This is a genomic window from Paracoccus homiensis (genome assembly GCF_900111675.1).
In the GTDB taxonomy this organism is placed as follows: domain Bacteria; phylum Pseudomonadota; class Alphaproteobacteria; order Rhodobacterales; family Rhodobacteraceae; genus Paracoccus; species Paracoccus homiensis.
In genome coordinates, this window is record NZ_FOHO01000011.1 from 23,548 (window position 1) to 42,500 (window position 18,953).

The window sequence follows — 18,953 nt, forward strand, 5'->3', positions numbered from 1 at the left end:
ATATGCGGCTTATTGCATGATGCGGGCTTACCCTTAATGGTTCACAATGTAGACCATACAGACACCGGCACGCAAAGCGTGGACCGCGCCTTGTTGCTGTTGCAGCGCATTGGCGCATGTGGCGATGATGGCGGAACGCTGGCTGGGCTGGTGGCGGATACCGGGCTGAACAAGGCCACGGTAAGGCGGCTGCTGCTGGCGCTGATCCGTGCGGGCATGGTCGAGCAGGATGATGACAGCCGCTATTATCTGGGCATGCAGCTGCAGGTGCTGGGCGCGCAGGCGTCGCGCCGCCCCAACCTGATGCGTGCCGCACAGGAAAGCGTCATGCGCCTTGGGCAGGTCACGGGCGATGCCGCCTTGCTGACGGTCCGGCGCGGTGCCAACACATTGTGCGTGATGCGCGAAGAGGGCAGCTATCCCCTTCGGTCGCATGCGTTGGTGGCGGGGCAGACACATCCTTTGGGGGTCGGGGCGGGATCGCTGGCGATGCTGGCCTCTCTGCCCGATGATGAAATCGCCAGCGTGCTGGCTGCCATCACGCCGGTATTGGCCGACCGTTACCCGCGTCTGCCACCCGACGAATTGATGCGCCTGATCGAACGGACCCGTACAGACGGTATCGCGCTGAATCCGGGCCTCGTGATCGACGGATCATGGGGACTGGGCATCGCGCTGCACTATCCCGACGGGCGTCTGGCCGGCGCCCTGTCCGTCGCTGCGGTCGAGGCGCGTATGCGCCCCGACCGGCTGCCTGACCTGACCCGCCATCTGCGCGCAGAAGCCGCCCAGATCGAAACCAGACTGGCCCGAACCGCACCCCTCAAAGGATAACCGTCATGACAGACCCGATGATCGTCGGCTGGAGCCATACCCGCTTTGGAAAATCCGACGCGCCCGACACCTGCGCCCTGATGGCCGAGGCCATTCCCGCCGCCCTTGATCACGCAGGCATCAGCGCGGCAGATGTGGATGGCATTTTCACGGGCGTCTTCAACAACGGCTTCTCGGCGCAGGACTTTCAGGGGGCGCTGGCGGGTATGGCGGTTCCCGATCTGGCACAGGTTCCCGCCACCCGTTACGAAAATGCCTGCGCCACCGGCTCTGCCGCGCTGTACGGCGCGATGGATTTCATCGCCGCGGGACGGGGCCGGATCGCCCTGGTCATCGGCGCGGAAAAAATGACCGCGACCCCCACGGCAGAAGTCGGCGACATCTTGCTGGGCGCCAGCTTTTGCGCCGAAGAGGCGGGCATCGACGCCGGTTTCGCGGGCCTCTTTGGCCAGATCACGGCAAGCTATTTCCAACGCTATGGCGACCGATCGCGCGAACTGGCCATGATCGCGGCCAAGAATCACGCAAACGGCATGTCGAACCCCTATGCGCATATGCAAAAGGACCTTGGCGTCGATTTCTGCGATACGATCTCGGACCGGAACCCGCGCGTGGCCGGTCCGCTAAGGCGCAGCGATTGTTCGCTGATTTCGGACGGGGCGGCCGTGCTGGTGCTGGCGGATGCGGACATGGCAACCACGATGCGGCGCGCCGTCGCATTCAGGGCGCGCAGTCATGCCAACGATCCCATGGCCCTGTCGCGCCGCGATGTGCTGGAATTTCGCGCGGCCCGTTCCGCATGGGCTCAGGCGCTGGATCAGGCTGGCCTGACGCTGGACGATCTGTCGCTGGTCGAAACCCATGACTGCTTCACCATCGCCGAGATGCTGGAATACGAGGCGATGGGCCTAGCCGAACCCGGTCAGGGCCACCGCGTCATCCGCGACGGCATAACCCACCGCGACGGTCGTCTGCCGGTAAACCTGTCCGGCGGGCTGAAATCCAAGGGCCACCCCATCGGCGCCACGGGCGTCTCGCAGCATGTCATGGCGGCGATGCAACTTTGCGATGACGCGGGTCAGATGCAGCTGCCGAATGCCAGATTGGCGGGGGTCTTCAACATGGGCGGGGCGGCCGTCACCAGTTATGTGTCCATCATGGAGCGCGTGAAATGAGCATGCCGCCCGTGTCCGACCGGGTCATGAACCTGTGCCACTTTCTGACGCTGAATGCGCGCCGTCTGCCCGATGCGCCCGCCCTGATTCACGGCGATGCGACAACCAGCTGGTCGCAGATGCAGGCCCGCGTGGGTGCGTTGGCCCATGCGCTGATCCATGACTATCAGGTGGCCAAAGGCGATCGCATTCTGGTGCAATCCGCAAACTGCCTGCAGATGTTCGAAACCATGTTCGCCTGTTGGCGCGCGGGTGCGATCTGGGTGCCCGCCAATTTCCGTATGTCGCCGTCCGAGATTGCGTGGCTTGCGCAATCATCAGGTGCGCGGGTGATGTTCTGTGGGGCTGAATTCGATGCCCATGCCAGCGCCTGCGCAGAGTTCGTGGAATTTGTCATTCCGATCGGCGCCTCGCCCCGCGGCGCCGATCACGACGCGCTGATCGCCCGGCATATGGGGCAAAACCCGTCAGAGGCTGCCGTGGCGCGCGACGATCCGGCGTGGTTCTTCTACACCTCGGGGACGACGGGCCGGCCAAAGGCGGCGGTGCTGACCCACGGCCAGCTGGCTTTTGTCATCACCAACCATCTGTGCGACCTGATGCCCGGCACGACCGAAGTCGACGCCTCGCTGGTGGTCGCGCCTCTGTCGCACGGGGCAGGCATCCACCAGCTGACGCAGGTGGCGCGTGGGGTGCCGACGATCCTGCCAGCGGGCGACCGTTTCGATCCGGCGCAGATCTGGGCACTGGTCGAAAAATATCGGGTGACGAACATGTTCACCGTCCCCACCATCGTCAAACTGCTGGTCGAGGACGCATCGGTAGATCACTTCGATCACACCAGCCTGCGCTATGTCATCTATGCCGGGGCGCCGATGTATCGCGCCGATCAGATCCGCGCGCTGAACAAGCTTGGCCCGGTGCTGGTTCAGTATTTCGGCCTGGGCGAGGTGACGGGCAATATCACGGTTCTGCCACCCGCCCATCATTCCGTTGATGACGCCGCAATGCGCATCGGCACCTGCGGGCTGACGCGTACGGGCATGCAGGTGCAGGTTCAGGACGCCCAAGGCGAGGAATTGCCCGCCGGGCAGACCGGAGAGATCGCCGTCATCGGCCCCGCCGTCTTTGCCGGATATCACGACAACCCACAGGCCAATGCCAAATCCTTTCGCAACGGCTGGTTCCTGACGGGCGATCTGGGCCATATGGACGAACAGGGTTTTCTGTATCTGACCGGACGCGAGTCCGACATGTACATATCTGGCGGGTCAAACATCTACCCGCGCGAGATCGAGGAAAAGCTGCTGACCCATCCCGATCTGGCCGAGGTGATCGTTCTGGGCGCCCCCGATCCGGTCTGGGGTGAAACCGGCCTGGCGGTCTGTGTCGCCCGCGCGGGACGTGATCCCGATCCCAAGGCGGTTCTGGCATGGCTCGCGCCCCATATCGCGCGCTATAAACTGCCCAAACGGCTGCTGATCTGGGATGCGTTGCCGAAATCGGCCTATGGCAAAATCACCCGCAAGATGATCCGACAGGCGCTGATCGAGCGCGGCGAATGGCCCGACGCCACCGCCAAGGCCGGTTAGCCACGATGCTGACCCATCCCGGCCCTGCCGATCCGATCCGCATTCTGGACACACCCTGCCATGCGCATCGTCTGGACCTGACCTTGAAATCGGGCAGGCCGCTGCACGAGGCGATTGTCCAGGCCGTGCACCGCGCGGGGTTTTACGCCGCCTGGCTATGGGTCGCGGAAGCCCATTGCGACCAGCTGTCCTATGTCATCCCCGGTCCGCCGCCCGGCGATGGCCGCGTGGCCTTTTACAGCGACACCTATGTCCTGAGGCCGCAGGAAGATACCCTGCCCTGCATCGCCGCGATGGGGCTGCATTTGGGCAAGGGCGCTGATGGTGCGGATATTCACGCGCATGGGCTGTGGACCGATGCACAGAGCAGGACCCATATGGGCCATCTGCGAGCTGAACAGACATATCTTGCGCGGGACGTGCAGATCACCGGCTGGGGTATAGACGGCGCCATTTTCCAGCGTGTGCCGGACCCCGAAACCGGCTTTGATCTGTTCACGCCTCGCCGGACCGAATTGACACATAGCGGCGGCCAGCCAGCGCGCCTGCTGCGCCTGCGCCCACATCTGGACCTTGCCTCAACGCTTGGCGGCCTGATCGCGCCCCATTCGACCGTCATGGGGCTGGGCAGCCTGATCGGCGCGCAGTTTCTCGGAGCGCCATCCCTGCCCCCACCAGCGACCGAGATTGTCATCCTTGAACACGCCGCACCGCGCCTGCGCATCGCCGCGGTCGCGCGGGACGGCAGTCCGCGCCAAGGCTGGCTATCGGGCGAAAATCCGATATGCATCACCGCAGAGCTGCTGGCGGTCGATCCTCCCCCGCGACATTCCTCCGCGTGACGTTGGGCCCATCACGGCTTGCACCTGTTCGGTGATACGGATCGAAGAATTGGGAGTGCCGTGGCAATACGGGCCCACAGGCAAGACCGGCGGATTACCTGGCGCGGGGACGCCCTGCCGTCCGGGCGGATCGCACAAGCCACTCTTTCCAGGGCAACAGGGTCGCCGCCAGTAGCAGCGCCGCGGCGGCCAGCAGGGCCGCGCTGCCCGGGCGTGAAAGAAAGACGGTCGGATCGCCGCGCGACAGCAGCATCGCCCGCCGGAAATACTCTTCCAGCATCGGGCCCAGCACGAAGCCGATCAGCATCGGCGCCGGCTCGAACCGGAACAGCCGCAGGACATAGCCGATCACCCCGAATATCAATGTTGCCCAGACATCGGTCAGCGAATTCGAGATGCCGAACACACCGACACAGATCAGCACGATGACCGTTGGATACAGATAGTAATGCGGTACGCGCAGCAGGCGAACCCAGATGCCGATCAGGGGGATGTTCAGGATCAGCAGGAAGATGTTGCCAAAGACGAAACTGACGACGAGCCCCCAGAACAGGTCCGGATGGTCGGCGATCAACCGAGGGCCGGGGGTGATACCGTGGATCATCAAGGCGCCCAGCATCAGCGCCATCGTGGTCGAACCCGGAATGCCCAGGGTCAGGGTCGGGATGAAGGCCGTCTGCGCGGCCGCATTGTTCGCGCTTTCGGGAACGACCACGCCCTCGATCGCGCCCTTGCCGAACTGCGCACGGTTTCGGTTCAGGCGCTTTTCCAGCGCATATCCGACGAAACTTGCCACCGTCTGGCCCGTTCCCGGAAGCGTTCCGAAGAAGGAACCGATCGCAGATCCGCGGAGTGCGGGCATGATGCTGCGCAACCACTCGGCCCCTGTTGGCAGCAACCGTCCGGTCAACCCCGCCCCGGCATAGCTTTGCGTTGCGCCGCGCAGCGCCACCATCACCTCGGATATGCCGAACAGCCCCATGGCGACCACGACAAGCGAGACCCCGTCCCGCAATTCCTGAATGCCGCCGGTAAAGCGGGTCTCGCCCGAATTCACATCAATCCCGATCGTGCCCAAAAGAACCCCCAGACAGACCATCATCAATCCGCGCACCGCCCCCGAGGAGCTGACGATAGAGGCCGCGACAAGCCCCAGCACCATCACCGAAAAATACTCGGCCGGCTGGAAAAGCAGCGCAAATTCCGCAAGCCTCGGGGCCAGCAGGATCATCACCACGACCCCGAACATGGCGCCGAACATCGAGGCCATCGCTGTCGAGAAAAGCGCAACCCCCGCCCGGCCCTGCTGCGCCATCGGATACCCGTCAAGGCAGGTCACCGAGGCCGACGGGGTTCCGGGAATATTCAGCAGGATCGACGCGATCGACCCGCCATATTCGGCACCGTAATAGACGCCCGCCAACATCACCAGCGCGGTTTCGGGCGGCAGGTAGAAGGTCACCGGCAGCAGCATTGCGACGGCAGCCAACGGCCCGACACCGGGCAGGACACCGATGAACGTCCCCAGAAACACGCCGACAAAGCAATAGATCAAATTCTGTGCCGTGGCGGCGGTCGCAAGCCCTACCGAAAGATTTGCCAGCAGATCCATGTTACAGCCCTCGAATGGCGACAAGCGGGATGCCCAGCCCCGTGATAAAGACCAGCCAGACCGCCGCCGAAACACCGACGGACAGGATCAACCTGTGCGGCCAGCGAAATTCGGGAATGACCAGACCCGTGACGATGACCGCGATCGCGGTGGCGGGCAGAACGCCCGTCAGCGGGGTCAGAAAGGCAAAGGCCGCGACGCCACTGACGACACCCAGAACAGCCCACGGGTCCCCCCGCCGGACATCGCGCGGCGCCCGAAGGCCATCGACCAGTGCGACCAGCGACAGAAGGCACAGCAGACCGCCGACCAGCAGCGGAAAGGCCCCGGGGCCCATCCGGCGAAACGACCCCAGATCAAGCGATGTGGCCGCGCCGATGGCAAAGAAAAGCCCCGCCATCAGCATCAGGATCGGCCCAAGATGCACGATCAGACCTCGCATCGGGCGTCCTTGGGTGAAAACTCGGCACCCTCATATATGTCCGAAATCGTGATGCGGCCTGCGCGAATGTCCGCCGCTGCGGCCTTGACCGCGTCGCGGGCGGCATCCGGGACCGCCTTGCCAAGGCTCAATGCGACCACATCCCCTTCGCCAAGGCCGAATTCGACAATCTCGGGCGGGGTTCTGCCTGCGACCATGTCGCGGATCGCCCATTCGACGCCGATATCGATCCGTGCAAGGGCGGACGCGACAAAAACCTGCGGGTCGTGCTGGACCCAGTCCAGCGCATTGCCGATCTGCCAGATATTTCCGGCGCGACAGGCGTCGATCGCACCCTGTCTGGCATCGTTCAGCATCGTGAAGATGATATCCGCACCCGCCGCGATCTGTGCCCCGGCCCAGCCGCGCGTGACGGTGCTGTCGTCCTGTGTGCCGCAGAAACCGGTCAGAACGGTGACCTGCGGGGCGGCATGGTTCACCCCGGCGACAAAGGCCGCACGACCTTTCAGACCGGGACGAACCCGATGCCCCGACAGGTGGCCCACGATACCGCTGCGCGTCAGATTGGCCGCCAACACGCCGGCCAGAAAGGCGGAATCTTCCTGCCGGACATCATAGCTTGCAAGGTTCGGCCCGGTCCTGTTGCCCTGAATGATCGCAAAGCGCTTGTCGGGACAAAGCGCGGCGACCTCTGGCGTGGCGATGTCCCCCTGGCCGCCAATGAAGATCAGACCGTCGACCCCGGGCAGCACTTCTGCCAGGCGCGTTCGGATCTCATCCTGATCATAGGCCACGCCCGATACGATATGGATATCCGCGACGCCCGCCTGTCCGGCGCGCTCGGCACCCGAAAAGGCGCTGGCGTTGAAGCCGTTATCCTGAACTTCTCCGACGAAGAACACGGCGATACGCATCAGGCCGCTCATTCCGAGACCGCCATGACCAGTGGTGTCCATTGTTTCAACTGCGCTTCGACATAATCGCTGAAACCGTCACTGGTTTTGGGTTCGCGGATGATACCCCAATTATCGAACTGCGCCTGAACATCCGCCATTTTCATCGCTTCCTGTAACGCGGTATCAAGCGTTTCCCGGATATCGTCGGGCACGCCCTTGGGGGCACTGACGCCCAACCAGTTCTCGGCAACAATGTCATAGCCGCTTTCGACGAAGGTCGGCACATCGGGCAAGGACGCGATGCGCTGTGGTGCCGACACGGCCAGCGGAATGGCCGTTCCTTCCTGAACGGACGGCAGATTTTGCGGAACGGCGTCGAACATCAGCGGCACGACACCGCCCATGAAATCAAGGCGCATCGGCCCGGACCCCTTGTAGGGGATGTGGAACAATTCGGATCCGGTCTCGTCCTGAAATTGCTGGGCAATGATATGCCCCCACGAACCGACGCCGGAACTGCCATACTCGAACAGACCCGGATCGGCCTTCGCCATCTCGATAAACGCGGGCAGGTCGCTGACCCCGACAGAAGGGGACGCGAACAGCCCAAGGTGAACCGTCCCGACATAGGTCACGTGGTCGAAATCCGAAATCGGATCATAGGTCGTGTCCGGAAACCGAACCGGGGCGACGCTGAACGGCGTCAGGTTCGACAGCATCAGCGTATAGCCGTCAGGCTTGGCCTGCGCCAAGGCCGAGGCCGCGACCGTTCCCGCCGCGCCCGGCTTGTTCTCGACGACGAATTGCATTCCCAGACTGGCCGACAGCTTTTCCGAAAGAAGCCGTGCCACAAGATCGGACGATCCGCCGGGCGGGAACGACACAAGGATGCGGACGGGTCGTTCGGGCCACGCGGCCTGCGCCAGTGTCGGCAGGGTTGCCGTTGCGACCGTAGCGGCGCTTGCGATAAGCAGTAGTCTGCGCTTCATCGGATTACCTCTCTGGTTATGGAACCACAGTTTCAGAAGTCCGAGCATGGGCAAAAGAAAAGAAACCTTGGTTTCATATCTGATGCCAATAGAAACCGCAGTTCCTTGCAAGCGTGCGCAACCCTGCACCGAACTGAGCGCTTTTTGGGCAACAAACAAACACCTTGCGGCGTGAAAATCCCCGAATCACGCGAAACGCGCCGGAAGGTGACCGGCATCCCGCAATCTTCTTGCCAATGACTGCCTGCTGCCCCAAAGAAGTCATATGGAACCACAGTTTCACGACCACCCTCCGACGGCCTTCCTGTCACGTATCAGGTCCGCCCTGCCCGAACTGCACCGCGCCGAACGCAAGTTGGGCAGCTTTCTTCTGGATTTTCCGGGGGATCTTGCTTCCTATGATGCGCAGGAACTGGCGCGGCTCAGCGGGGTTTCCAAGGCCACGGTATCGCGGTTCGTGCGCCGCATCGGGTTCGACAATTATGAAACCGCCCGCCGGGCCGCGCGGGACGAACGGCAGACCGGATCACGCCACTTCCTTGCCCATGCCGAGGATATCCCCCCCGAAAGCCAGCTATCGGTCAGCATTCAGGAAGAGATGGCGAATATCGCCTGGACATTCGACCGCATCGACACAGCCGAGCTGGAGGCATTGGCCCAGGCCATCATCTCGGCCCGGCGCGTGTGGCTTGTGGGCTACCGCATCAGCCGGGTCTTTGCCGATTATCTGTACTGGCAATTGCTGAAGGTAGTTCCTTCGGCCTCGATCATTCCGCAGGCTGGCGAAAGCCTTGGCGAATACACTGCCGAGATGACCTCCGAAGATGTCGTCATCATCGTCGCGCTGCGCCGCAAGGCGGCCAATACGCTGCCGCTGATCCAGGAATGTGCAAGGCAGGCCGCCCAGACCGCGCTGATCACCGATGAGGGCAGCCAGCCGGACGATCGCGCAAGGTGGCATTTTCGCGCCCGCATCGAAACCAGCAGCCCGCAATTCAACCATGCCGCCGTCATGTCGCTGTGCCACCAGATCGTGACGCGCACGACGCTGAAGGCCGGGCAAAAGGCGCGCAACCGGCTGCGCCTGATCGACGAAGCGAATGAACGTCTGGGCGAGGTCTGAAGGTCGCCCGGCGCCATTTCAACGCGACAGGACCGCTCGCAGCTTTGTGTGCCTGATCGCGAAAATTTCCGGCCAATGGCTGTAATGAATACCCCTTGCGGAACGAAGTGGGCTGTGGGCTCGGCGCAATAGGCCGGTTCCCGCGTGCTACAATATCAAGGGATCTCTCATGCACCTCTCCGTCAAGATCGCGCTTCTGGCGATCCGCGTTTCCTTTGGCCTGTTTCTGCTGGTCTGGGGCCTCAACAAATTCGTGAACCCCGAGGGCACCTCAGGCATCTTCGCAAAATTCTACGGGATCGAAGGCCTGGGCGCCGCCAGTTCGATGATCGCGGGTGGATTGCAGGTCGCACTGTCGGTGGCGATCATCCTGGGGCTATTCAAAACCATCACCTACGGCGCGGGCTTGGCCATCCACGCTGTTTCAACGCTGGCGACCGCCAGCCACATCCTGCTTCCGCTGGCAGAGGGGTCCAATCTGCTGTTCATGGCGGGCCTGCCGATCCTTGGTGCGATTTTCGGGCTGTTCGTCGCGCGCAGTGACGACACACTTCTGGCCTTGGACAATATCAGAACCGCAAAAGCCTAGCGGCAGCGCAACTTCAGCGGGCCGCATCAATGGCGGCCCGCGATTCCATCCATTTTTGGTGTGACGAAAAATTCGGGCAAGATCCGGAATCCGCGAAATGCCTTCCGAATCAGGGGATTCTTGCGCCTGATTATCTCCAGTTGACAAAATTTTGACTCCTCATAAATTACGTTTGGTCTGACAAAAAGGACAGACGAAACGGGAGGGGAATATGAAGGCAGTCCTATCACTTGCCTGTGCACTGGCTTGCACCGTGTCGACGCAGGCATTTGCCGACACCACGCTTAAATTCGCGCATGTCTACGAAACCGGCCATCCGCTGCATCAGGGCGCACTGAACGTCGCCGAACAAATCGAAGAGGCCACCGAAGGCCGCGTGAAGATCGACGTGTTCCCGGCCTCGTCCCTTGGCGAGGAACTGGCGCTGTCAGAGGGGCTGAGCCTTGGCACCGTCGACATCATCTATACCGGCATCGGCTTTGTTTCGGCCTATTACGCACCGATCGGAATGACCGATTATCCCTTCACGCTGCGCGGCATCGACCATTGGCAGGCCTTCCGCGAAAGCGATCTGCTGGCGGGGATGAAGAAGGAACTGGGCGATGCGATGGGCGGCGTCGAGGTCGCAGCCGTCAGCTATTACGGCGCACGCCATGTGACCGCGAACAAACCGGTACTGCAACCTTCCGACATGGACGGGCTGAAGATCCGCGTCCCGAACGCGCCGGCCTATCTGATCTTCCCCGAGGCGACGGGCGCGAACCCGACGCCGATGGCCTTTTCAGAAGTGTATCTGGGCCTGCAGCAGGGTGTCGTTGATGCCCAGGAAAACCCGCTGACGACGATTCAGGCCAAGAAGCTGTACGAGGTCCAAAGCGATATCAGCCTGACCGGTCACATCATGAATTCGACCCTGACGCTGGTCTCGCCCATGGCCTATTCCCGCATGAGCGACGAAGACGCAGACCTGCTGCGCGGCCTTCTGCGCGACAACGCAACGACGGTCACCGAACAGATCGTCGCCGCCGAGGGTGAACTGGCGGACTGGTTCCGCGATCAGGGCGTGAATGTCCATGACGTGGACCGCAAGCCCTTCATCGACGCCGTGACCCCCGTGCTGCTGGAATCCGACGTGCCCTTCACGCGCGAACAATATGACGCCTTGCAGGCCCTGCCCGGCAACGAGTGATGTCAGATCGGCCCGGAAGCGCAGGACGTTTCCGGTGCGCCTTTCAAGGAGTAGCCGAATTGGCGACCACCACAGACGACAATTTCGAGGATTACGAAGAGGTCACCGACGATATCAGCCAGATCCGATGGGAAGACGCGCCCGCCCTGGCGCTGTTCACGTTCATGATCCTGATCGTCGGATTGCAGTTCTTCACACGCTATGCGCTGAATGACAGCCTGGCCTGGACCGAAGAGGCCGCGCGCTATTGCCTGATCATGCTGACCTTTCTTGGGTCGGCGATCTGCGTGCGTCAGGGCAGCCACCTTCTGATCGGCGTGATCTTCCGCCACCTGCCCCGGCCTGCCATCAAGCCGCTGGCGATGTTCAACGAACTGGCCATGGCGGGCTTTTTCGGCGGGCTGGCCTGGCTTGGGCTGACCATGATCGAGCGCACCTCGCGGCAGATGATGATCACGCTGCCCTTCCCGAAATCCTACGCCTATACGGTGATCACGCTCGGCTGCGGACTGGCGATGCTGTATGGGATTGTGAACCTTCTGCGGATCGCGCGGCGCACGCCCGAAGACATCGCATCTCGCGCCATCGGGGGCATCTGAGCCATGCCGATGTTTCTTCTGTTCGCGCTGCTGGCGGTCCTGCTGATCATTGGCGTGCCTGTCGGGGTGGCGCTGGGGCTTGCGTCCTTTGCCTATGTCATTGTTGCCGGACTGCCCGATGTCGTTGTCCTGCACAGCATGGTCGGCGGGGTCGACAGCTTTCCCTTGCTGGCCGTTCCTTTCTTCATTCTGGCCGGGCACCTGATGAATACCGGCGGCATCACGGAACGCCTGTTCGCCTTTGCCCGCGCGCTGATCGGCTGGATGCCCGGCGGGTTGGGCCATGTGAATGTCGGCGCCAGCGTCCTGTTCGCCGGAATGTCGGGCGCCGCGGTCGCGGATGCGGGCGGCCTTGGCAATGTCGAGATCAAGGCGATGCGCAAGGCGGGCTATGACGTCGATTTCGCGGTCGGCGTGACGGCGGCTTCCTCGACCATCGGGCCGATCATCCCGCCCTCGCTGCCGATGATCGTCTACGGCGTCATGGCGTCCGCCTCGATCGGGCAATTGTTCATGGCTGGGATGGTGCCGGGCATGTTGATGGCGGTGTCGCTGATGATCATGGTGGCGTGGTGTTCGTGGCGGCGCGGCTATCCGCGCGACGACGGGTTCAGCCTGCGCCATGCCGCTGTCAGTTTTCGCCATGCCTTCCTGCCGCTGATGACACCCGCTCTGATCGTCGGCGGGATCACCACCGGCGCGTTCACCCCGACCGAGGCCGCCGTCGCCGCAGTGGCCTGGACCCTGTTTCTGGGCATTGTCGTCTATCGGTCCCTGACCTGGCGACATCTTCTGCGCGTCATGTTCGACACGTTGCAGACCACCGGGGCGATCCTTCTGATCATCGCCAGCGCGGCGATCTTTGCGTGGATTCTGGTGTCGAACCAGATCGCGGCCCATCTTTCGGGGTCGATCCTGTCAATCTCGGACAGCCCGGCCTTCGTGATGCTGGCGATCCTATTGATCGTCCTTGTGCTTGGGCTGTTTCTGGAAACCGTCGCGGCGATCACCATTCTGGTGCCGGTGCTGCTGCCCGTTGCCACCTCGGTCGGGATCGATCCGGTCCATCTGGGCGTGGTCATCGTGCTGGCGCTGATGATCGGATTGCTGACGCCGCCTGTCGGTCTGGTCCTGTATGTGCTGGCGGCGGTATCGGGCGTCAGCTTCGATCGCTGCGTCCGGGCGACTGCGCCTTTCCTGATCCCGCTGGTCGCGGTCTTGCTGCTGGTGGCCTTCGTTCCACAATTGTCGCTGGCCTTGCCGATGGCGGTCGGCAAGTGACCCGAATGCCCGTGGTTTTCGATGATGTTCGGGACCGCGGATCACGTGCTGCAAGCATTCCGGTAGACCCATCCGGACTGGGACTTTTCCGCCTATGCGGTGAAGGGACAGGCACCGAGGCTCCTGGCCTATCGGCGCGGCCTGCCGCTGACCATCTTATCCTGAAAGAACCGTGGCCCCGCATCCGGGGCCACGGCGGATTGGCATGACAGGTGCTAAAGCGTGGGCTGAATCGCTGCCTCGGCCTTATGTTCGCGGCTGAACAGCACATAGTAGAAGGTCGGCGCGGCGATCAGGGTCAGGATCGTCGCAAAAGCCAGCCCGCCCATGATCGTCACCGACATCGAGGCGAAGAACGGGTCCCACAACAGCGGCGCCATGCCCAGGATCGTCGTCGCCGCCGCCAGAACCACGGGCCGCAGACGCGAGGTCGATGCCTCGATGATCGCGTGGCGGAAGGGCACGCCCTCGGCGCGGACCAGATCGATTTCCTCTACCAGCACGATGCCGTTCTTCAGCAACATCCCCGACAGCGATAAAAGGCCCAGCAGCGCGGTGAAGGAAAACGGCAACCCGGTGATCAGCAGGCCGATCACCACACCGTTCACCGCCATCGGCACCAGCAGCCAGACGATCAGCGGCTGACGCAACCGGCCGAACAGCAGGATCGAGATCAGGATCATGATCAGGATCGTCATCGGCAATTGCCCGCCCAGGCTTTCCTGCGCATCGGTGCTGCTTTCATATTCGCCGCCCCATTCCATGCGATAGCCACTGGGCATCGGCACGGCCTCGACCGCGTCGCGGATCCGGGCAAAGACCGCCGAGGCGTTGGTGCCGCTTGGCAGGCCCGCCTCGACCGTGATCGTGGGCACGCGGTTACGCCGCTGAATCAGGGTGTTGCGCGGCTGCCAGCCGATCTGGTCGATCAGCTGTTCCATCCGCAGGTAATCGCCCGCCGCATCGGAATAGATCATCTGCTCCCACAGATCGGGGGTTTCCCCGAATTCGCGCGACCGGATGCGGATGGGGATCTGCCGGTCGCCTTCCTGATAGGTGGCAACGGTCATGCCCTCGGTCGCCATCAGGCTGGCATCGGCAATGTCGGAGCGTGTGATGCCCGCCGTCTGCGCACGCTGGGTGGCATATTGCGGCACCAGCACGGGTTCGTATTCGCGCCAATCCGTGCGGATATCCATCAGCGGCGCGTCCTGCGCCTTCAGCGTATCGCTGACCTGCTGGGCCAGATCGCGCAGCACCGCCGGATCGGACCCTGAAATCCGCGCCTGAATCGGCGCCCCGCCGCCCGGCCCGAAGGCCAGGCGTTCGGTGCGGAACTCGCCCGCGAACAAGGTCTCGCGGCCAAAGGCATTCAGATCGTCCAGCAGGGGCGGAATCGCGTCCAGCGTTTCGGTCCTGATGATCAGATGCCCATAGGTCGGCATTGATTCCTCGGGCGAATAGGTCAGCATGAAGCGCGTGGCGCCACCGCCGACGAAGCTTGCCACCGAGGTGACGTCATCGCGTTGCAGCAGCCAATCCTCGGCTTGTTCCAGATCGCGCGATACCGCCTGAATGTCGCTGCCCTGCGGCAGCTTGTAATGAGCGTAGAAAATCGGCGTGCTGCTGTCGGGAAAGAACTGCTGCGGAACCTGGGCAAAGCCGCGATAGCACAGCGCCGTCACCACGACCAAGCCGGCCAGAAACAGCCAGCGCACGCGCAATGACAAGCCCAGCACCTTGCGATAGGCGTTGAAGATCGGGCCGGAATAGCCGTCATCGCCTTCGTTGCCGCGCTTGAACACGTAATGCGCCAGCAGCGGCGTGACGGTCAGCGCCAGCACCCAGGACAGCAATAGCGAGATCCCGACGACAGCGAACAGCGAGAACAGGAATTCGCCGGTCGCGTCGGGCGAAAGCCCGATCCCGGCAAAAGCCATGATCCCGATGACGGTCGCGCCCAGCAGCGGCAACTGGATGCGGCTTGCGCCCTCATCCGCCGCCTCGCGAGATGTCTTGCCGCCCTGCATCTTGATCTGCATCGCCTCGGCCACGACGATCGAATTGTCGACCAGCATCCCCATGGCGATGATCAGCGCCCCAAGCGAGATCCGCTCCATCTCGATGCCGCCAAGCGCCATGAAGAAGAAGGTGCCGATCACGTTCAGAAACAGCGTCGCGCCGACAACCACCGCAGACCGCCACCCCATGAACACCGCCAGCACGATCACCACCAGCGCGACCGACATGGCCAGGTTCTTCAGAAACCCGGTCGAGGATTCATCGACCACGACATGCTGCTGATAGATCGGGTGGAATTCAACGCCATGAGGAAGATCGCCGCGCAGGTCCTGCAGCTTTGCATCCACGCGATTGCCGATATCGACGATGTTTTCCGACGCGATCCCGGCGACACCCAGGGTGAACGCCTCTTGCCCGTTAAAACGGATGATTTGGCCCGGCGTTTCGACGCGGCCCCGTTCGACCGTGGCGATATCGGTCATCTGAACGACCGTGCTGCCGACATTGATGGTCAATTCGCGCAGCGCGTCCACGCTGTCGGTGCTGCGCGGCACGTCCAGATCGAACCGCTTGCCATCCGCGGCCAGCGACCCGGCCGAGGCGATCTGCGCGGCGGCCCTGATCTGTTGGGTCAGCGCGGCGGGCGGGACGCCCAGATTGGACGCGATGGCCATGTCGGGCATGACATAGACCGCCTCTTCGGGCAGGCCCGCGACCGACACGTCGGAAACACCGTCGACGGTCAGGATCTCGCGCCGAAGAAAGCTGGAAATCTCGTGGATCTCGGCATCGGAAAAACCCGGCGCGGTCACGGCGAAATAGATGCCGAAGACATCGCCGAAATCGTCGTTGACGATGGGCTGGGCCGCGCCTTCGGGCAGTTGCCCGGCGGCATCGGCGACGCGGTTGCGCAGCTCGTCCCAGACCTGCGGCAGCTCATCGCCCTTGACCGTCGGCAGGATTTCCACGTCGATGCGCGACTGGCCGGGCTTGTTCGATGAGGTCACGGTGTCCAGCACGCCCATCTGCTGGATCGCGGATTCCAGCGGCTCGGTCACTTCGCGCGCGACCTGCGCCGCCGAGGCGCCCGGATAGCTGGTAAAGACCACCGCCGTCTTGATCGTGAAGGCCGGGTCTTCCAACCGCCCGACATTCAGATAGCCCCACAGCCCGCCCCCCAGACAGCCCAGGATCAGCAGCCAGGTCAGCAGCGAGGCTTCGATTGCCTTGCGTGCAAGGTTCATGGCTGCCCCCCGTCATCCGACAGACCGGCAAAGCGACGCACACGGTCGCCATCGGACAGCATGGCCGCGCCTGCAGCCACGATGGTCGCGCCGTGCTCCGGCCCCTCGATCATGCGGAAAGAGGTGCCCGATCCGGGCTCGATCACCACGTCATGGGCAGTCAGCGTTCCGGTCTGCGCGTCGCCGTCATCGGCGGCAAAGACCAGCACCTGCGCCGTGCCATCGGGCGTGAAACGCAATGCGCTGGCAGGCAGGATCACCACGCCATTGCCATCCGCGCGCGAGATTTCGGTCAGCACGGTCGCCGAGGCGCCGGGCAACAGATGGTCGGGCGTGTCCGTCGTCAGCGCGAAGGACACGCGATAGGTCTGGCCCACCTCGGTCGCCTCGGCGGTCAATTCGCGAAATTCCAGCGGATACAGCGGGCCGTCATGGGTCAGCCGCGCCTTGGCCGCGAATTCCGGCTGTTCGCCGAACTTGCGAAACAGGATCTCGGGGGCCTTTATCTCGATCTGGATCTCGCTCATATCATGGGCGCGCACGATCGGCTCGCCCGCCGCGATGGTCGCATAACGGTCCGCCAGACGCTGCGAGATCAGCGCGTCGAACGGCGCGATCAGGGCCGCATCCTCAAGGTTTTCGACCGCATCGTCATAGCCGACCTGCGCCACGTCGCGGGCGGTGCGGGCATCGTCGATATCGGCTTGCGGCACGATCCCGGCGCCCAGTTCGGTCACGCGTTTCAACTGTCTTTCGGCCTGATCCAGCTGGGCCTGCGCCTCGCGCACCGCGCGTTCGAAGGGACCGGTATCCAATTTGCCCAGCAGATCGCCCTGCTTGACGAATTCGCCTTCGCGGATGGGCAATTCCTCGATCTGGCCGCCGGCGCGGAAGGACAGATCGACGGTATTCCGCGCCGTGATCCGGCCAAAGAAACGGCGACTGACGACATCCTGCGACGGCTGTACCACCATCAGCTTGGCCGGTCGCAGATCCTCCTGCGCCAAGGCCGGGACGGCGCAGAGCAGCGCAAGCAGCCCGGAAACAAGAAGAGAGAGTGATCTCATGAGAAACCTTCGAAGTGAAACCTGAAATGGGGGAAAGGTGGCGGGCGTCTGGACGGATGCCGCCCTCATGGCCCTGGCGCGTCATGACGACGACCGGGCCGCACGCGCAGCCGGGTCACAGCCCGTGTTCCGGAAAATTGCGAAATCATGTGCGATATGCCTTCAAACTTCAGCGGATCTTGGCTAGACAATTACGGAACCGGGCAGTTCCGGAATTCTTTAGCGAGGTTCCCGTCAAAGTGAAAGCCGAAATCAAGGAACTGACCCGAGGTTGCCGTTTGCGCGGCAGGCCCCCTTCGGCGGGGGCGGCGGAAAGGATCGTCGAGGCCGCAACCGCGCTGTTTCTTGGCAAGGGTTACGGGGCCACGACCATGCAGGATGTCGCGCGGCGCTTTGGCGGATCCAAGCAGACCATCTATGCCCGCTTTCCCGACAAGAAGGCGCTGCTGGAGGCTGTCGTGACCGCCTTCACCGAACGCAAGTTGCAGACCCCGCGCCAGCTTGCCGCCGCTGACGGCCCGGCGGATCAGATATTGCGGCAACTGGCCCGCGCCATGCTGAACGCGATCATGGACCGCGACTCGGTCATGATGCTGCGGCTGGTGATTTCGGAATGCCAGGCCGCGCCCGATCTGGCCGAAATGATGGAGCGGCGCTGGCGTCGACCGGGGCTTGAGATGGTTCAGCTGGTGATGGAACGTCTGATCGCGCAGGGTCAGTTACAGGGCGATGCCGGGTTTCTGGCCCGGCATTTCTGCGAATCCGTCCTGCTGCCGCATGCGTGGGATTCGCTGTTCGAAATGGGCGAACTGACGGTGACGGCAGACAGGCTGCAGGTTCTGGACGCGGCAGTCGATTTTTTCCTGTCGGCGGCAGCGCCGAAAGATGCCGTCAGCCCGCGACCGGGCTGACCGGGCCTACCGCGCGGCGACGGGCAGCTTGCTGGAAGCCTTCATCTCTTTCAGCGACAGGTTCGAACGGATGCTGGTCACGCCCGGAAGCCGGCGCAGGGTGCTGTCCACGAAGCTGCTGTAATCATCCAGATCACGCGCCACGACGATCAGCAGAAAATCATCTGCGCCGGTCGTGTTGTGGCAGGACAGTATGTTCGGCGTGGTCTGCACGATGCGCTGAAACTCGGCCGTAGCGGCCTGATCATGTTCCGAACAGCGCAGCTGCACGAATGCCATCACACCCAACCCCAGCTTGCGGCGATTCAGATTGGCCTGATAGCCCTCGATGACACCGCTTTCCTCAAGCCGCTTCAGGCGGCGCCAGCAGGGCGTCTCGCTCATACCCAGATGCTCGGACAGTCTGGCATTGGTCATGCGGCCATCATCCTGCAACAGCGACAAGAGCCGGGCATTGACAGCATCGATATCAGGCATGGGCAGAAACCCCTTCAAATTCGTCACAACAGAAAAGATATTGCCCCATTATTCGAATATCAGGCCAGG

Annotated in this window: 17 protein-coding genes; 10 read left to right on the forward strand and 7 right to left on the reverse strand. The window is 62.9% G+C overall.

Annotation, left to right across the window (positions count from 1 at the left end; all coding sequences use genetic code 11):
- Window positions 1-36 precede the first annotated feature (36 nt).
- From BMX67_RS13920 to BMX67_RS13935, 4 genes are read left to right on the forward strand one after another with little or no spacing between them, the layout of a single operon-like run.
- Window positions 37-834, forward strand: coding sequence for an IclR family transcriptional regulator (locus tag BMX67_RS13920; RefSeq protein ID WP_175479909.1), 798 nt, complete (start codon window positions 37-39; stop codon window positions 832-834).
- 5 nt (window positions 835-839) lie between these two features.
- Complete coding sequence (locus tag BMX67_RS13925; protein WP_090736199.1) at window positions 840-2,009, forward strand: acetyl-CoA acetyltransferase; 1,170 nt, start codon at window positions 840-842, stop codon at window positions 2,007-2,009.
- On the forward strand, window positions 2,006-3,601 hold the full coding sequence (locus tag BMX67_RS13930; protein ID WP_090736201.1) for an acyl-CoA synthetase: 1,596 nt from the start codon (window positions 2,006-2,008) through the stop codon (window positions 3,599-3,601). The genes BMX67_RS13925 and BMX67_RS13930 overlap by 4 nt, the downstream gene beginning before the upstream one ends.
- A gap of 5 nt (window positions 3,602-3,606) precedes the next feature.
- Complete coding sequence (locus BMX67_RS13935; RefSeq protein ID WP_090736204.1) at window positions 3,607-4,443, forward strand: PPC domain-containing DNA-binding protein; 837 nt, start codon at window positions 3,607-3,609, stop codon at window positions 4,441-4,443.
- Window positions 4,444-4,537: 94 nt separating this feature from the next.
- On the opposite strand, the gene BMX67_RS13940 is transcribed toward BMX67_RS13935, so the two are convergent.
- From BMX67_RS13940 to BMX67_RS13955, 4 genes are read right to left on the reverse strand one after another with little or no spacing between them, the layout of a single operon-like run.
- Entirely contained in the window at window positions 4,538-6,055 is a 1,518-nt protein-coding gene (locus BMX67_RS13940; RefSeq protein WP_090736206.1) for a tripartite tricarboxylate transporter permease, read from the reverse strand.
- Window position 6,056: 1 nt separating this feature from the next.
- Window positions 6,057-6,497 carry a tripartite tricarboxylate transporter TctB family protein gene (locus BMX67_RS13945; RefSeq protein WP_090736209.1) on the reverse strand — a complete coding sequence of 147 codons (441 nt, stop codon included), beginning with the start codon at window positions 6,495-6,497 and terminating at the stop codon, window positions 6,057-6,059.
- Window positions 6,485-7,423, reverse strand: coding sequence for a BMP family protein (locus tag BMX67_RS13950; protein ID WP_175479910.1), 939 nt, complete (start codon window positions 7,421-7,423; stop codon window positions 6,485-6,487). Before BMX67_RS13950 ends, BMX67_RS13945 begins: the two co-directional genes overlap by 13 nt.
- Window positions 7,420-8,382 carry a Bug family tripartite tricarboxylate transporter substrate binding protein gene (locus BMX67_RS13955; protein WP_175479911.1) on the reverse strand — a complete coding sequence of 321 codons (963 nt, stop codon included), beginning with the start codon at window positions 8,380-8,382 and terminating at the stop codon, window positions 7,420-7,422. The genes BMX67_RS13950 and BMX67_RS13955 overlap by 4 nt, the downstream gene beginning before the upstream one ends.
- A gap of 265 nt (window positions 8,383-8,647) precedes the next feature.
- Between BMX67_RS13955 and BMX67_RS13960 the strand changes: the two genes are divergently transcribed.
- The 5 genes from BMX67_RS13960 to BMX67_RS13980 all read left to right on the forward strand — a co-directional run bounded on the left by BMX67_RS13960 (window position 8,648) and on the right by BMX67_RS13980 (window position 13,163).
- Window positions 8,648-9,505, forward strand: coding sequence for a MurR/RpiR family transcriptional regulator (locus BMX67_RS13960; protein ID WP_090736217.1), 858 nt, complete (start codon window positions 8,648-8,650; stop codon window positions 9,503-9,505).
- A gap of 169 nt (window positions 9,506-9,674) precedes the next feature.
- Window positions 9,675-10,094: a DoxX family membrane protein gene (locus BMX67_RS13965; protein ID WP_090736219.1), complete on the forward strand. Its 420-nt coding sequence runs from the start codon at window positions 9,675-9,677 to the stop codon at window positions 10,092-10,094.
- A gap of 253 nt (window positions 10,095-10,347) precedes the next feature.
- Complete coding sequence (locus tag BMX67_RS13970; RefSeq protein WP_245739460.1) at window positions 10,348-11,283, forward strand: sialic acid TRAP transporter substrate-binding protein SiaP; 936 nt, start codon at window positions 10,348-10,350, stop codon at window positions 11,281-11,283.
- A 59-nt stretch (window positions 11,284-11,342) separates the two neighbouring features.
- A complete protein-coding gene (locus tag BMX67_RS13975) occupies window positions 11,343-11,882 on the forward strand; it encodes a TRAP transporter small permease (RefSeq protein ID WP_175479912.1) in 540 nt (179 codons plus the stop codon).
- A gap of 3 nt (window positions 11,883-11,885) precedes the next feature.
- A complete protein-coding gene (locus BMX67_RS13980; RefSeq protein ID WP_090736228.1) occupies window positions 11,886-13,163 on the forward strand; it encodes a TRAP transporter large permease in 1,278 nt (425 codons plus the stop codon).
- Between the two features lie 215 nt (window positions 13,164-13,378).
- On the opposite strand, the gene BMX67_RS13985 is transcribed toward BMX67_RS13980, so the two are convergent.
- Together BMX67_RS13985 and BMX67_RS13990 are read right to left on the reverse strand one after the other, a co-directional pair.
- The gene (locus tag BMX67_RS13985; protein ID WP_090736231.1) at window positions 13,379-16,429 is read right to left on the reverse strand and encodes an efflux RND transporter permease subunit; all 3,051 of its coding nucleotides are present in this window, start codon (window positions 16,427-16,429) and stop codon (window positions 13,379-13,381) included.
- The gene (locus tag BMX67_RS13990; RefSeq protein WP_175479913.1) at window positions 16,426-17,496 is read right to left on the reverse strand and encodes an efflux RND transporter periplasmic adaptor subunit; all 1,071 of its coding nucleotides are present in this window, start codon (window positions 17,494-17,496) and stop codon (window positions 16,426-16,428) included. Before BMX67_RS13990 ends, BMX67_RS13985 begins: the two co-directional genes overlap by 4 nt.
- Window positions 17,497-17,735: 239 nt before the next feature.
- Between BMX67_RS13990 and BMX67_RS13995 the strand changes: the two genes are divergently transcribed.
- Window positions 17,736-18,407, forward strand: coding sequence for a TetR/AcrR family transcriptional regulator (locus BMX67_RS13995; RefSeq protein ID WP_175479914.1), 672 nt, complete (start codon window positions 17,736-17,738; stop codon window positions 18,405-18,407).
- Between the two features lie 6 nt (window positions 18,408-18,413).
- Here the strand turns inward: BMX67_RS13995 and BMX67_RS14000 are convergent, their stop codons facing one another.
- Window positions 18,414-18,884 (reverse strand): Lrp/AsnC family transcriptional regulator, encoded by a 471-nt coding sequence (locus BMX67_RS14000; protein ID WP_090736237.1) that lies wholly within the window; start codon window positions 18,882-18,884, stop codon window positions 18,414-18,416.
- Between the last annotated feature and the right edge of the window lie 69 nt (window positions 18,885-18,953).

Excerpts from the sequence above, each read along its gene's own strand:
- BMX67_RS13960 (WP_090736217.1), top strand. The coding sequence starts at position 8,648 with ATGGAACCACAGTTTCACGACCACCCTCCGACGGCCTTCCTGTCACGT.
- BMX67_RS13985 (WP_090736231.1), bottom strand. The coding sequence starts at position 16,429 with ATGAACCTTGCACGCAAGGCAATCGAAGCCTCGCTGCTGACCTGGCTG.
- BMX67_RS13920 (WP_175479909.1), top strand. The coding sequence starts at position 37 with ATGGTTCACAATGTAGACCATACAGACACCGGCACGCAAAGCGTGGAC.
- BMX67_RS13965 (WP_090736219.1), top strand. The coding sequence starts at position 9,675 with ATGCACCTCTCCGTCAAGATCGCGCTTCTGGCGATCCGCGTTTCCTTT.
- BMX67_RS13930 (WP_090736201.1), top strand. The coding sequence starts at position 2,006 with ATGAGCATGCCGCCCGTGTCCGACCGGGTCATGAACCTGTGCCACTTT.
- BMX67_RS13945 (WP_090736209.1), bottom strand. The coding sequence starts at position 6,497 with ATGCGAGGTCTGATCGTGCATCTTGGGCCGATCCTGATGCTGATGGCG.
- BMX67_RS13925 (WP_090736199.1), top strand. The coding sequence starts at position 840 with ATGACAGACCCGATGATCGTCGGCTGGAGCCATACCCGCTTTGGAAAA.
- BMX67_RS13950 (WP_175479910.1), bottom strand. The coding sequence starts at position 7,423 with ATGAGCGGCCTGATGCGTATCGCCGTGTTCTTCGTCGGAGAAGTTCAG.
- BMX67_RS14000 (WP_090736237.1), bottom strand. The coding sequence starts at position 18,884 with ATGCCTGATATCGATGCTGTCAATGCCCGGCTCTTGTCGCTGTTGCAG.
- BMX67_RS13990 (WP_175479913.1), bottom strand. The coding sequence starts at position 17,496 with ATGAGATCACTCTCTCTTCTTGTTTCCGGGCTGCTTGCGCTGCTCTGC.
- BMX67_RS13955 (WP_175479911.1), bottom strand. The coding sequence starts at position 8,382 with ATGAAGCGCAGACTACTGCTTATCGCAAGCGCCGCTACGGTCGCAACG.
- BMX67_RS13935 (WP_090736204.1), top strand. The coding sequence starts at position 3,607 with ATGCTGACCCATCCCGGCCCTGCCGATCCGATCCGCATTCTGGACACA.
- BMX67_RS13940 (WP_090736206.1), bottom strand. The coding sequence starts at position 6,055 with ATGGATCTGCTGGCAAATCTTTCGGTAGGGCTTGCGACCGCCGCCACG.
- BMX67_RS13980 (WP_090736228.1), top strand. The coding sequence starts at position 11,886 with ATGCCGATGTTTCTTCTGTTCGCGCTGCTGGCGGTCCTGCTGATCATT.